Genomic DNA, 13529 nt, shown 5'->3' with positions numbered 1-13529 from the left:
TACTGAGCGCCGGTTTGCTTAGGGAATATCGACCATGCAATGGATTTTCATGCTGATTGGCCTGGTGCTCGGCTGGACGCTCGATGAGTCGTTCTATGATGCGGGCATCGGTGCGCTGCTGGGGTTGGGCATCGGCCAGGCGATTCGCCTGTCGAAGCTGGCGACCCAGGCGCAGCAGCAGGCACGTCAGTTGGAAACCACGCAAAAGGCGCTGATCGCCCTGGGTGAACGCCTGCGGCAACTCGAAGTGCCCACGCCGTCGAGCACCGTCATTTTTGAAGCGCCTGCTCCTGAACCGACACCTGTCGCCAAGGCACCCGAGCTGGTGTGGGAACTGCCTGCCGAATTGGCGCCTGCCGCCAGGGTCGCCGAACCGAGCCAACCGTTGCCGGATGATGTCTGGGCGCCTGCGCCGACGCCACGTCCACCTCAAGAACCGGTCGCGCCGCGCGGCCCCAACCTGATCGAGCGCGCCATTGGCGGCGCGCGCAATTGGCTGTTTGGGGGCAACACCGTGCTGCGGGTCGGGGTGGTGCTGTTGTTCCTCGGCCTGGCGTTCCTGTTGCGCTATGCCACTGAAGGCATGGTGGTGCCGATCGAACTGCGTTACGCCGGCGTGGCCGCTGCCGCACTCGCCCTGTTGGGCCTGGGCTGGTGGTTGCGGCTGCGTAACAGCAACTACGGCTTGATGCTGCAAGGCACCGGTATCGCGGTGTTGTACCTCACAGTATTTGCGGCGATGCGCCTGCACCCGCTGATTGATCCTGGTGCGGCCCTGGGCATGCTGGTGGCGGTCACGGTGTTCTCGGCGATCCTGGCGATCACCCAGGACGCGCTGGGGTTGGCCTGCGCGGCGGCGCTCGGGGGTTTTGCGGCACCGATTCTCACATCCACCGGCGCCGGTAACCATGTGGCGCTGTTCAGCTATTTCGCCCTGCTCAATACCGGCATCCTCGCTATTGCCTGGTTCAAGGCCTGGCGCTTGCTCAACCTGATCGGCTTTGTCGGCACCTTCGGCATCGGCTTCGCCTGGGGCATGCGTTCCTACACGCCGGAACTGCTGTGGAGCACCGAGCCGTTCCTGATGCTGTTTTTCCTGATGTACCTGGCCATCGGCCTGTTGTTCGCCCGGCGCAAGTTGCAGGAAATGGGCGAGGCGCCAGAGGAGCGTGAGGCGTTGCTGCGCTGGTCGGCGGCCAAAGGCGATTATGTCGACGGCAGCATGCTGTTCGGCCCGCCACTGGTGGGCTTTGGTTTGCAGTTCGCGTTGGTACAACACCTGGAGTTCGCCGCAGCGTTCAGCGCACTCGGCCTGGGCATTATCTATATGGGCCTGGCGCGTGTGTTGAGCGGTGGGCGGGCCTTGCTACTGGCCGAAACCTGCCTGGCGTTGGGTGTGATCTTTGCCAGCCTGGCGATTGCGCTGGGTCTCGATGCGCGCTGGACCGCTGCGGCCTGGGCGGTGGAAGGCGCGGGGATCTTCTGGCTGGGGCTGCGTCAGCAACGACCGTTGGCGCGGGCCTTTGGGTTACTGCTGCAACTGGGCTCGGCGCTGGCGTTCCTCAGCGAACTGCGTATCGGCGAGCACACCTTGCTCGACGGCGCGCCGCTGGGTGCGTTGCTGCTGGGCGCGGCGTTGTTGTTCAGCTTCCTTCAGTTGCGCCAGGCGCCGAGCGAGCAGGCGGCGGCCTGGGAGCGCCGTGGCCTGCCGGTACTGGCGAGCCTGGGCCTGGGCTTTTTGTACCTGCTGGCGCCGTTGCTGCTGCTGACCCAAGGCACCGCTGTCAGCTGGGCCATCGCCGGCTTGGTGACGCTGCTTGTTGGCCTGCGCATTGGCTCGCGCACCTTCCTGTTTACCGCGTTCGCCGTGCAGTTGCTGGGTGGCGCGTTGTTTCTGCTGCGATTGCAGGGCGGTGAGGGCGAGGCGGTGTTCAATGCCGGTTGGAGTGGTTTGCTCACCGCCTCGCTGATCGGCCTGGCTTTGATCGGCGGCATGCTGCTGGCGGCGCGCGACGACATGGTGCGCAGTGATGTGCGTCTGTTGCGTGGCCTTTCGGTGGTGTTGCTGGCCGGCCTGGTGTTGATCAACCTCGCCGTGCTGTTCGTGCTGCCGTGGGAAAGCGCCAGTGGCGTCTGGGCGGCCAGTGGTTTGTTGATCATCTGGCTGAGCCTGTACCTGCAACAGCGCGTGAGTTTTGTATTTGGTTTGCTGCTGCAACTGATCGGTGGTGGCTCCTTCCTGCTGGCGGTGCCGGACTTGCTGGGGCCGTTGACGAGCGAAGGTCTGCGCCCCTTGGCTCACAGCGGCTTCTGGACGCCGATGGTACTCGGCCTGGCCGCTCTGGTCGGTGCCTGGCGCTTGCAGCGCGAACCACATGCGCCGGTGTTTGCTCAGTTGCAACTGCAACGCCTATCCGATGTGTTGCTGGTGTGGGGCGCGGCCTGGTGGACGATGGCGCTGACCGGCGAAGTGCTGCGTTTTGTTCCCGACGAGTTGCAGGGCGCCTTCCTGCTCGGGATCGCGGCCGTCAGCGTGGCGATCTGGACGCTGCTGGCGACACGCCTGCGCTGGGTGTCGCTGGGTAGGCTCTGCACCCTGTTGATGCCGGCGGCGGGCATTGTGCTGCTGGCCTCGGCGCACACCTATTACCACCCGGCGGCGCAGTACGGTTGGTTGGCGTGGCTGGCGGTGTTTGTGGTGCATTTTGTCTCGCTGCGGCGCTTGGCGGCGGTGGCGCCGGGCAGGGCGCTGAGCATCGCCCATGTATTGGGCTGCTGGATGCTGATCGGCATGCTGGCGCTGGAATTGCGCTACGGCTTGCTGCGCTTTTCCGCCGAATACAACGCCTGGCGCTGGTTGGGCTGGGCGATCCTGCCAAGCCTCTACCTGGTGCTGGCCGCCGCGCCGCGCAACTGGCCGTGGCCGGTGTCGGCGTATCCACGGGAATATCGCGTGCTTGCGGCACTGCCGTTGGCCGTGTTGATGCTCGGTTGGTTCTGGCTGGCGAACAGCTTCAGCGACGGCACGGCCAACCCGTTGCCCTATGTGCCATTGCTTAACCCGCTGGACCTGGGCCTGTTGTTCGCCTTGCTGGGGGTGTACGTGTGGTCGCGCAGTGTGGCGCCGCAACGCGGACCACGGGCCGAGTTGCTCGCCCAGGGCGTTGCGGGGCTTTCACTGTTTGCGTTCTTCACCGCGCTGGTGATGCGCACCGCCCACCATTGGGGCGCCGTCCCCTTCCAGTTGGACGCGTTGCTCGAATCGATGTTGGTGCAGGCCGGCCTGTCGATTGTCTGGACCCTGATCGCCCTCGGCCTGATGATCGGTGGCCACCTGCGTCATCGGCGCGAGGTGTGGCTGATCGGCGCGGCGTTGATTGCCGTGGTGGTGGCCAAGTTGTTTTTTGTCGAGCTGAGCAACCGTGGTGGCTTGGCGCGAATCGTGTCGTTTATCGGCGTGGGCGGGCTGTTGCTGGTGGTGGGCTACTTCGCGCCGCTGCCGCCCAAGCGTGTCGAACCTGTGCTGCAAACTCAAGGAGCATCCTCTTGATCGGTAAGTTGAGCGTCGCCGTGGTCGGCATGAGTGCGGTGTTGTCGGCCTGGGCCCAGGAAGCCCCGACGGATTTCGCCAGCCAGGTGCCGTTGAGCGTCAGCGGTAACGGCCCATGGTATCGCCTCGAACTGCCGTTGGCCGTGCAATTGAATGCGCGTCAGGCGGACCTCAGTGATGTGCGCGTATTCAACGCCGCCGGTGAGCCCCAGGCGTATGCGCTGTCGCGACAGGCCTCCCAGCGCACGGAAAGCCGCCACGTCGTCGACGTGAAGTGGTTCCCGCTTTACGCTGCCGACACCCGCCAAACCCTGCCCGGCGTGGTGATGAAAACCACCCCTGAGGGCACGCTGGTGGAAATCAAACCATCCGCCGCCACTAAACCCGGCAAACAGGTGCTGCGCGGCTGGGTGCTTGACGCCAGCGCGATCAAGGCGCCGTTGCAGCAACTGAGCCTGGACTGGAGCCGCGAGCAAGACGGTTTCCAGCGTTTCAGCATTGAAGCCAGTGATGACCTGCAGCACTGGGAATCCTGGGGCGATGGGCAAGTGGCGCGCTTGTCGTTCGCCGACGAGCGGGTCGAGCAACATGACGTCAGCCTGCCGGGGCAATCGGCGCGTTACCTGCGCCTGGTGTGGCAAGGTCAGGCGGCGCCGCTGCTGACCTCGGCCAAACTGGCAAGTGCTACCAGCAGCAACTTGCCGCTGCCGCTGGTGTGGTCGCAGCCTTTGGCCGGTACGCGACTCAAGGCCGGCGAATACAGTTGGCAACTGCCCACGGGGCTGAGTGTGGAACGCTTGCGTATTGAGCTGAAGCAGCCCAACACGCTCGCGCCGGTGATGTTGGCGGGGCGAAGTGATGCCAGGCAAGCGTGGCAGCCCTTGAGCAATGGTTTGCTGTACCGCCTGGCCCAGAACGGCCAGGACGTGGTGCAGGATGAATTGCAGTTACCGGGCCAGGTGGTCAACCAGCTCAAGCTGCAGGTGGACGAGCGCGGCGGTGGCCTGGGCACTGAAGCACCGGCGCTGCGTTTTGCCGTGCGCACCACCCAACTGGTGTTCCTGGCGCGAGGGGAGCCACCGTTCAGCCTGGCGCTGGGCAATGCTTCGGTGAAGGCCGCGAACCTGCCGCTGTCGACCCTTATCCCGGACTACAGCTTCGAGCGTCTCAAGGCGCTGGGGCAAGCCAAAATAGCCGGGGAGGTTGCGGTTGCGCCGCCTGCGGTTACGGCGGCTGTGGAGAGTGGGCCGAACTGGAAAAAGCTCGGGCTCTGGGCCGTATTATTGCTCGGCGTGGCCGCGCTGGGCGCCATGGCCTACAGTTTGCTGCGCAAGCCGCCGGTGGCACGTTAAATAAAGTCCATGAACTCTATTGGGTTTTAATCCTCTGATAGGAGGAAATACGCCCCGACTCGCGTTAAACTGCGCGGGTTTTCAAGCCCCCATTCTTCGGAGCCTTACATGTCCCGCGTTACCTTGAGTCGCTATTTGATTGAGCAGACCCGCAGCAACAACACGCCTGCCGATCTGCGCTTCCTTATCGAAGTGGTGGCGCGTGCTTGCAAGGAAATCAGCCACGCCGTGTCCAAAGGCGCACTGGGTGGTGTCCTGGGCAGCATGGGCACCGAAAACGTGCAGGGCGAAGTGCAGAAGAAGCTCGACGTACTCTCCAACGAGATCCTGCTCGAAGCCAACGAATGGGGTGGCCACCTGGCCGGCATGGCGTCCGAAGAAATGGACAATGCCTACCAGATCCCCGGCAAGTACCCCAAAGGCGCCTACCTGCTGGTATTCGACCCGCTGGACGGCTCGTCCAACATCGACATCAACGCACCGGTCGGCACCATCTTCTCCGTGCTGCGTTGCCCGAACGAATACCTGAGCCAGAATGAAGCCCTGAACGAAAAGGCGTTCCTGCAGCCGGGTACCGAGCAGGTGGCTGCCGGCTACGCGATCTACGGCCCGCAGACCATGCTGGTGCTGACCCTGGGTGACGGCGTCAAAGGCTTCACCCTGGACCGTGAAATGGGCAGCTTCGTACTGACCCACGAAGACATCACCATTCCTGCCTCTACGCAGGAATTCGCGATCAACATGTCCAACCAGCGCCACTGGGAAGAACCGGTCAAGCGCTATGTCAACGAGTTGATGGAAGGCGAAGAAGGCCCGTTGAAGAAGAACTTCAACATGCGCTGGGTAGCTGCGATGGTGGCTGACGTGCACCGTATCCTCACCCGTGGTGGCCTGTTCATGTACCCGCGCGACAGCCGCGAGCCGTCCAAACCGGGCAAGCTGCGCCTGATGTACGAAGCCAACCCGATGTCATTCCTGGTTGAGCAGGCGGGCGGCGCGTCCACCGACGGCCACCAGCGCATCCTCGACATCCAGCCTGAAGGCCTGCACCAGCGGGTGGCGGTGTTCCTGGGTTCCAAGGAAGAAGTTGAGCGTGTGACGGCTTATCACAAGAAGTAAGCCGTTGTGACAAGTGATCGGCGTAAATGTGAGCCGGTTCACCCTTAAAGAAGCCCCGAAACGTTTCAGCGTTTTCGGGGCTTTTTTGTTTTTGCGCCTCGGGAACCAGACACCTGTTTTCCCTTCTAAGCTTCTGGCAGATACCCACGCTGCTTTGTCCCTCCAGGAGTTATTCCATGTCGTTACGCCGTCTTGCCCTGCTGACTTTCTGCGTGCTGTTGGCCGCCTGCAGCAAGGTCAATCAAGAGAATTATGCGAAGTTGTCGGCCGGAATGCCCAAGGCTGAGGTCGAGTCGTTGCTGGGTAAGCCAACCGACTGCTCCGGCGCACTGGGTATGTCCAGTTGCACGTGGGGCGATAAAACCAGCTTTATCAGCGTTCAATATGCCGGTGACAAAGTTCTGATGTTTTCCGGGCAAGGCCTGAAGTAAACCGGGGCGAGAGCCTGCGGGAGAAGAAGAATGATGCGTTTTGTTGTGTTCCTTTGCGCCAGCCTGTTTTTGGCGGGCTGCGCCAGCCATTCTGGCGATGATTTGCAACCCAAGACCGCCGGTAGCGTCAACCTCAAGCGTTACCAGGGCACCTGGTATGAGTTGGCCCGACTGCCGATGTACTTCCAGCGCAATTGTGCGCAGTCCGAAGCCCGTTACACCTTGCTGCCCGATGGCGACATGTCGGTATTCAACCGCTGCTTGACGACCGAATGGCAGTGGGAAGAAGCCAAGGGCACCGCGACGCCGCAAGTGCCTGGTAAAACGGACAAGCTCTGGGTGGAATTCAATAACTGGTTTACCGCGCTGTTGCCGGGCGTCGCCAAGGGCGATTACTGGGTGCTGTACGTCAGCGATGACTACAAGACCGCCATCGTCGGCAGCCCGAGCCGGCGCTACATGTGGATTCTATCGCGCACGCCAACGGTGAGCGCCGATACCCGCGAAGACCTGCTGAGCAGGGCGCGGCAGCAGGGGTACGACACCACGCGGTTGATCTGGCGTACGTCGGATAAGCAGATGGCCAAGACGTCGCAGTAACCCAGCATCACGCAAATCAAACGGTGGGAGGGGGCTTGCCCCCTCCCACCTGTTTAACCGAGTAAATCCTTCAGTACCTGCGTAAATGCGCGGTTGCTTTCTTCCTCGCCGGCATGGCGCCCATCGCGCACCACCCACTTGCCGTTCACCAGGACATCGCGCACTTGCCGATCGCCACCGGCGAACAGCCAGCGATTGAGAATCCCATCCTCGCTGGCCGTTGCCAGGTATGGATCGTTACCGTCCAGCACAATCCAATCCGCGCGTTTACCCACTTCCAACCGACCAATCGGCTGCCCTAGTGCCCGCGCGCCGCCATCCAGCGCCGCATCGAACAGCGTCCGCCCGACCATCGGTTGATCGTTACGATACAAACGGTTGCGCCGTTGATCGCGCAGGCGCTGGCCGTATTCGAGCCAGCGCAATTCCTCTACCACACTCAGCGATACATGGCTGTCGGAGCCAATGCCCAGGCGCCCGCCCTGGGCGAGAAAATCCACCGCCGGGAAAATCCCATCGCCCAGGTTGGCTTCGGTGGTCAGGCACAGGCCGGCAATCGCGCGGCTCCTGGCCATGCGTGTGACCTCGTCGGCATCGGCATGGGTGGCGTGCACCAGGCACCAACGCTCATCCACCTCGACGTTGTCATACAGCCATTGCAGGGGGCGCTTGCCGCTCCAGGCCAGGCAGTCGTCGACTTCTTTTTGCTGTTCGGCGATGTGGATGTGCACCGGGCACGCTTTGTCACTGGCAGCCAGCACTTCCTCGATCTGTTGTGGCGTGACTGCGCGCAGGGAGTGGAAACACAGGCCCAGTTGCTGCGCCGGTTGCGCCGCGAGGATCGGCTGCAAGCGCGCCTGCAAGTCCAGATAATGTTCGGTGCTGTTGATAAACCGCCGCTGGCCTTCATTCGGTGCCTGGCCACCAAATCCGGAGTGGGTATAGAGCACCGGCAGCAACGTCAGCCCCATCCCACTGCTGGCCGCCGCCTGGCTGATCTGGCGCGACAGCTCCGTGCGGTCGGCATACGGCTGGCCGCTGACATCGTGATGCACATAGTGAAACTCGGCCACCGAGGTGTAGCCAGCCTTGAGCATCTCGATATACAGCTGGCGCGCGATGATCTGCAATTGCTCCGGGCTGATCTTGCCAACCATGCGGTACATCAGCTCGCGCCAGGTCCAGAAGCTGTCATTCGGGTTGCCGGCCACTTCGGCCAAGCCTGCCATGGCGCGCTGGAAAGCATGGGAATGCAGGTTAGGCATGCCCGCCAAAACCGGGCCTCTCAACCGTTCGGCGGCAGCGGAACTGGCATTGGCCGTGACCTGTGTCAGTCGCCCGTCGGCGCTGACTTCAAGGCGTACATCGTTGGCCCATCCACTAGGCAGCAGCGCGCGTTCGGCAAAAAAAGCGGACATGATCAGAACACTCCGGTCGTGTGTTTATTTGTATATACATATACAGACGTTTGCCTGCTCGGTAAACTCCGGCAATCTATGCATCTTTTCCCTCTGCAAGGATTCCCTGTGCCGACTCCGCCCGCCAACTCTTCGCTGGCTGCCCACATGGACGAAAGTCCGGCGCCCTTGTATGCCCGCGTCAAACAAATGATCAGCCAGCAGATCCTCAACGGCAACTGGCCGCCGCATTATCGCGTGCCGTCGGAGAGTGAACTGGTCAGCCAACTGGGCTTCAGCCGCATGACCATCAACCGCGCCCTGCGCGAGCTCACCGCCGAAGGTTTGCTGGTGCGCATGCAAGGCGTCGGCACGTTTGTCGCCGAGCCCAAGAGCCAGTCGGCGCTGTTCGAGGTGCACAACATTGCCGATGAAATCGCCTCCCGTGGTCATCGGCATACCTGCCAAGTCATTCATCTGGGCGAAGAAGCGGCCGGTTCCGAGCGCGCTGTTGCCCTGGAAATGCGCGAAGGCGGGCGGGTGTTTCATTCGCTGATCGTGCATTTCGAAAATGACATTCCCGTGCAAATCGAAGACCGTTTCGTCAACGCCCTGGTCGCTCCGGAATATTTGCAGCAAGACTTCACCCAGCAAACGCCCTATGCCTACCTGAACCAGGTTGCACCGCTGACGGAAGGTGAGCACGTCGTCGAAGCGATTCTTGCCGACGCTGACGAGTGCAAGCTGCTGCAAATCGAACCCACCGAACCCTGCCTGTTGATTCGCCGCCGCACGTGGTCGGGTCGCCAGCCGGTGACCGCCGCACGGCTGATCCATCCCGGCTCTCGTCACAGCCTCGAAGGACGTTTCAGCAAATGAGTGCGGTAAAGGTCTGGCGCGCTGCCGATTACGTAAGCATGCCGTGGAAAAACGGCGGCGGCAGCACCGAAGAAATCGCCCGTGACGCCGGCACCGGCCTGGATGGCTTTGGCTGGCGCCTGTCGATTGCCGATATTGGCGAGTCGGGCGGTTTTTCCACGTTTGCCGGTTATCAGCGCGTGATTACCGTTATCCAGGGTGCCGGCATGGTGTTGACCGTGGACGCAGAAGAGCAGCGCGGCCTGTTACCGCTGCAGCCGTTCGCATTCAAGGGCGACAGCCAAGTGTCGTGCCGCCTGATCACCGGGCCGATCCGCGATTTCAACCTGATCTATTCGCCCCAGCGTTACCACGCGCGCTTGCAGTGGGTTGACGGCGTGCAGCGGTTTTTCAGTACGGCGCAGACGGTGTTGGTGTTCAGCGTGGCGGATGAGGTGAAGGTGCTGGGCGAGAAGCTGGGCCATCACGATTGCCTGCAGGTTGACGGTGACAACGAGCTGCTGGACGTCTGCGTCACTGGCCGCTGCTGCATTATCGAACTGACCCCGCGCGGGTAAAAAATGTGGGAGGGGGCTTGCCCTCGATTGCGGTACGTCAGTGCCGAGTGGACTGACTGATACACCGCTATCGGGAGCAAGCCCCCTCCCACATTTGTTTTGTGTCGTTCCTAAAAACTGTTTCCAACCCGCGCACCAATTTGTTACCGAATGCCCCAGCGTGACGCAATGTCATGCGGTCATCACACATTCCCTTCGCCGCAAAACCCTTCCCTAAGAAATTTCATCAAGCCCCGAAGCCTTAATTTCCAAGGCTTACAGACGCCCTCAAAAAAAATTTCCACAACCCGCTCCTCAAGTTGGCCGCTTGATTGCATATGCTTGTACATACAAGTAAAGATGTGTGCGTAAGACCCTGCTTCGCACCATTTCTGTTCGTGCATTGATCGCCGAGGAGTCCGAGTTGTGACCAAGCCTACAAAATACCGTGACGTTGAAATCCGCGCCGCCCGCGGTAACAAGCTCACCGCCAAAAGCTGGCTGACCGAAGCGCCGCTGCGCATGCTGATGAACAACCTCGACCCGCAGGTAGCCGAAAACCCGAAAGAACTGGTGGTGTATGGCGGTATCGGCCGTGCCGCGCGTAACTGGGAGTGCTACGACCAGATCGTCGAGAGCCTCACCCATCTGAACGACGACGAAACCCTGCTGGTGCAATCGGGCAAGCCGGTCGGCGTGTTCAAGACCCACAGCAATGCGCCGCGCGTGCTGATCGCCAACTCCAACCTGGTGCCGCACTGGGCGAGCTGGGAACACTTTAACGAACTGGATGTCAAGGGCCTGGCCATGTACGGCCAGATGACCGCTGGCAGCTGGATCTACATCGGCAGCCAAGGCATCGTGCAAGGCACCTACGAAACCTTCGTCGAGGCCGGTCGCCAGCATTACGACAGCAACCTCAAAGGTCGCTGGGTACTCACCGCCGGCCTCGGCGGCATGGGCGGGGCGCAACCTCTGGCTGCAACCCTGGCCGGTGCGTGCTCGCTGAACATCGAGTGCCAGCAGGTCAGCATCGATTTCCGCCTGGCCAGCCGCTATGTCGACGAGCAAGCCACTGACCTCGACGACGCCTTGGCCCGCATCGCCAAGTACACCCAGGAAGGCAAGGCCATCTCGATCGCCCTGTTGGGTAACGCGGCAGAAATTTTGCCGGAGCTGGTCAAGCGCGGCGTGCGCCCGGACATGGTCACCGACCAGACCAGCGCCCACGACCCGCTCAACGGTTACCTGCCGGCCGGCTGGACCTGGGACGAATACCGCGCCCGCGCCAAGACCGAGCCGGCTGCCGTGATCAAGGCGGCCAAACAGTCGATGGCCGTGCACGTCAAGGCCATGCTGGAATTCCAGAAACAAGGCATCCCGACCTTCGACTACGGCAACAACATTCGCCAGATGGCCCAGGAAGAAGGCGTGGAAAACGCCTTTGATTTCCCAGGTTTCGTACCGGCGTATATCCGCCCACTGTTCTGCCGTGGTATCGGCCCGTTCCGTTGGGCGGCGCTGTCCGGCGACCCGCAGGACATCTACAAGACCGACGCCAAAGTCAAAGAACTGATCCCCGACGACGCCCACCTGCACAATTGGCTGGACATGGCCCGCGAGCGCATCAGCTTCCAGGGCTTGCCGGCGCGCATTTGTTGGGTCGGCTTGGGCCAGCGCGCCAAGCTGGGCCTTGCGTTCAACGAAATGGTACGCAGCGGCGAGCTCTCGGCACCGGTGGTCATCGGCCGCGATCACCTCGACTCCGGCTCGGTCGCCAGCCCCAACCGCGAAACCGAATCCATGCAGGACGGCTCCGACGCCGTGTCCGACTGGCCGCTGCTTAACGCCTTGCTCAACACTGCGAGCGGCGCGACCTGGGTCTCGCTGCACCACGGTGGTGGCGTCGGCATGGGCTTCTCGCAACATTCGGGCATGGTCATCGTGTGTGACGGCACCGACGAAGCGGCCGAGCGGATTGCGCGCGTGTTGCACAACGACCCGGCGACCGGGGTGATGCGTCACGCAGACGCCGGTTACCAGATCGCCATCGACTGCGCCAAGGAGCAGGGCCTCAATCTCCCAATGATCAAATAACCCAATGTGGGAGGGAGCAAGCCCCCTCCCACACTGGATCTGTAGACAATCCATCAGAGGTTGAATACCCATGGCTGCAAACGACACCACCCCGTTGATCGAAAGGCGTTCGATCGACTACATCCCGGAAGCGGAAAGACATGGTCGTCTCTTGAGTCAGTTCACCCTGTGGATGGGGGCCAACCTGCAAATCACCGCGATTGTCACCGGCGCCCTGGCCGTGGTGCTGGGCGGTGATGTGTTCTGGTCGCTGATCGGTCTGTTGGTCGGCCAACTGATCGGCGGCGGCGTCATGGCCTTGCATGCGGCGCAAGGGCCCAAGCTTGGCCTGCCGCAGATGATCTCCAGTCGCGTGCAATTTGGCGTGTATGGCGCGGCCATTCCGATCGTGCTGGTGTGTCTGATGTACCTGGGGTTCACCGCAACCGGCACGGTGCTTTCCGGCCAGGCGCTGGGCCAGTTGTTTGGCGTCAGCGACAGCGTTGGCATCCTGATCTTCGCCAGTGTCATCGTGCTGGTCACGGTGCTTGGCTACCGGGTGATCCACTTCATCGGGCGCGTCGCCAGCGTGGTTGGGGTGATTGCCTTTGTGTACCTGTTCAGCCGCCTGATGAGCCAGACCGACGTGGGCGCACTCCTGCAGATCCGCCATTTCAGTTGGAGCAGTTTCCTGCTGGCGGTGTCGCTCGCGGCCTCCTGGCAAATCGCGTTCGGCCCTTATGTGGCGGACTATTCACGCTACCTGCCAAGCAATACGTCCTCGGTGAAAACCTTTCTGGCCGCCGGCGCGGGTTCGGTCATCGGCGCGCAGGTGGCGATGATTCTCGGTGTGTTTGCCGCCGCCATGTCCAATGGGCAATTCGCCGGTCACGAGGTGGCTTACATCGTGGGCCTGAGTGGTACAGGTGCTACCGCTGCCCTGCTGTATTTCAGCATTGCGTTCGGCAAGGTCACCATCTCGACGCTTAACTCCTATGGCAGCTTCATGTGCATCGCGACCATCATCAGCGGCTTTCGTGGTCGGCTGGAGGTCACGCGCCTGCAGCGCCTGGTGTTCGTGTTGGCCATCGTCGGTACGGCGACCCTGATTGCCTTGCTCGGCCAGCACTCGTTCCTGGGGGCGTTCAAATCTTTCATCCTGTTCCTGCTGGCGTTCTTCACGCCATGGAGCGCGATCAACCTGGTGGATTACTACTGCATCACCCGCGAGCGCTATGACGTGCCGGCGTTGGCCGATCCGAACGGTCGCTACGGCCGCTGGAACGCGCTGGGTATCAGCGTGTATGTGTTCGGCGTGCTGGTGCAGTTGCCGTTCATCTCTACCAAGTTCTACACAGGGCCTCTGGTGGCCGCGTTGGGTGACGTGGATATCTCCTGGATCATCGGCCTGGTGCTTCCCGCCGCCCTGTATTACCTGTGTGCGAAAAAATGGCACGCCAGCGTGCCCGATCAACTGATCCTGCCGGTCGAGCAGGACAGCGCTGTAGCCACGAAAACAAGCGGAGCCGGTCGCGCTGCGGCGCAGGCCTGACAGGACGTGGACAAGGCAGGACGCCTTTTGACTGCCG

General features: G+C 62.0%; 10 protein-coding genes. 9 read left to right on the top strand and 1 reads right to left on the bottom strand.

Going from position 1 to position 13529, the window contains the following annotated elements:
- Nucleotides 1-34: 34 nt before the first annotated feature.
- The 5 genes from AB4N98_RS10685 (at nucleotide 35) to AB4N98_RS10665 (ending at nucleotide 7052) form a co-directional block, all read left to right on the top strand.
- Nucleotides 35-3550, top strand: a complete 3516-nt coding sequence (locus AB4N98_RS10685) for a DUF2339 domain-containing protein (protein WP_137220147.1) — start codon at nucleotides 35-37, stop codon at nucleotides 3548-3550.
- Entirely contained in the window at nucleotides 3550-4902 is a 1353-nt protein-coding gene (locus AB4N98_RS10680) for a DUF3999 domain-containing protein (protein ID WP_026067401.1), read from the top strand. Before AB4N98_RS10685 ends, AB4N98_RS10680 begins: the two co-directional genes overlap by 1 nt.
- 108 nt (nucleotides 4903-5010) lie before the next feature.
- Nucleotides 5011-6021, top strand: a complete 1011-nt coding sequence (locus AB4N98_RS10675) for a class 1 fructose-bisphosphatase (protein WP_003171139.1) — start codon at nucleotides 5011-5013, stop codon at nucleotides 6019-6021.
- A gap of 176 nt (nucleotides 6022-6197) precedes the next feature.
- Complete coding sequence (locus tag AB4N98_RS10670) at nucleotides 6198-6452, top strand: hypothetical protein (protein ID WP_003171143.1); 255 nt, start codon at nucleotides 6198-6200, stop codon at nucleotides 6450-6452.
- 30 nt (nucleotides 6453-6482) lie between these two features.
- Nucleotides 6483-7052, top strand: coding sequence for a lipocalin family protein (locus AB4N98_RS10665; RefSeq protein ID WP_116078954.1), 570 nt, complete (start codon nucleotides 6483-6485; stop codon nucleotides 7050-7052).
- A gap of 53 nt (nucleotides 7053-7105) precedes the next feature.
- Here AB4N98_RS10665 and AB4N98_RS10660 read toward each other — a convergent pair whose 3' ends face one another.
- Nucleotides 7106-8470, bottom strand: coding sequence for a formimidoylglutamate deiminase (locus AB4N98_RS10660; RefSeq protein WP_017529537.1), 1365 nt, complete (start codon nucleotides 8468-8470; stop codon nucleotides 7106-7108).
- A gap of 147 nt (nucleotides 8471-8617) precedes the next feature.
- On the opposite strand from AB4N98_RS10660, the gene hutC reads away from it, so the two are divergent.
- The 4 genes from hutC (at nucleotide 8618) to AB4N98_RS10640 (ending at nucleotide 13492) form a co-directional block, all read left to right on the top strand.
- Nucleotides 8618-9328 carry a histidine utilization repressor gene (gene hutC / locus AB4N98_RS10655; protein WP_223271435.1) on the top strand — a complete coding sequence of 237 codons (711 nt, stop codon included), beginning with the start codon at nucleotides 8618-8620 and terminating at the stop codon, nucleotides 9326-9328.
- Nucleotides 9325-9885 (top strand): HutD/Ves family protein, encoded by a 561-nt coding sequence (locus tag AB4N98_RS10650; protein ID WP_068935355.1) that lies wholly within the window; start codon nucleotides 9325-9327, stop codon nucleotides 9883-9885. Before hutC ends, AB4N98_RS10650 begins: the two co-directional genes overlap by 4 nt.
- A gap of 405 nt (nucleotides 9886-10290) precedes the next feature.
- Complete coding sequence (gene hutU, locus AB4N98_RS10645; RefSeq protein WP_460149415.1) at nucleotides 10291-11961, top strand: urocanate hydratase; 1671 nt, start codon at nucleotides 10291-10293, stop codon at nucleotides 11959-11961.
- A gap of 70 nt (nucleotides 11962-12031) precedes the next feature.
- Nucleotides 12032-13492 carry a purine-cytosine permease family protein gene (locus AB4N98_RS10640; RefSeq protein WP_065879507.1) on the top strand — a complete coding sequence of 487 codons (1461 nt, stop codon included), beginning with the start codon at nucleotides 12032-12034 and terminating at the stop codon, nucleotides 13490-13492.
- Nucleotides 13493-13529: the final 37 nt, after the last annotated feature.

This window comes from Pseudomonas sp. S3_E10 (assembly GCF_054667615.1).
This window is presented reverse-complemented; position numbering and strand designations above follow the sequence as displayed.

What these genes read in the sequence shown, in the direction of transcription:
- AB4N98_RS10685 (WP_137220147.1), top strand. Translation starts at nt 35, where the DNA reads ATGCAATGGATTTTCATGCTGATTGGCCTGGTGCTCGGCTGGACGCTC.
- AB4N98_RS10675 (WP_003171139.1), top strand. Translation starts at nt 5,011, where the DNA reads ATGTCCCGCGTTACCTTGAGTCGCTATTTGATTGAGCAGACCCGCAGC.
- AB4N98_RS10670 (WP_003171143.1), top strand. Translation starts at nt 6,198, where the DNA reads ATGTCGTTACGCCGTCTTGCCCTGCTGACTTTCTGCGTGCTGTTGGCC.
- AB4N98_RS10665 (WP_116078954.1), top strand. Translation starts at nt 6,483, where the DNA reads ATGATGCGTTTTGTTGTGTTCCTTTGCGCCAGCCTGTTTTTGGCGGGC.
- AB4N98_RS10660 (WP_017529537.1), bottom strand. Translation starts at nt 8,470, where the DNA reads ATGTCCGCTTTTTTTGCCGAACGCGCGCTGCTGCCTAGTGGATGGGCC.
- hutC (WP_223271435.1), top strand. Translation starts at nt 8,618, where the DNA reads ATGGACGAAAGTCCGGCGCCCTTGTATGCCCGCGTCAAACAAATGATC.
- AB4N98_RS10650 (WP_068935355.1), top strand. Translation starts at nt 9,325, where the DNA reads ATGAGTGCGGTAAAGGTCTGGCGCGCTGCCGATTACGTAAGCATGCCG.
- AB4N98_RS10640 (WP_065879507.1), top strand. Translation starts at nt 12,032, where the DNA reads ATGGCTGCAAACGACACCACCCCGTTGATCGAAAGGCGTTCGATCGAC.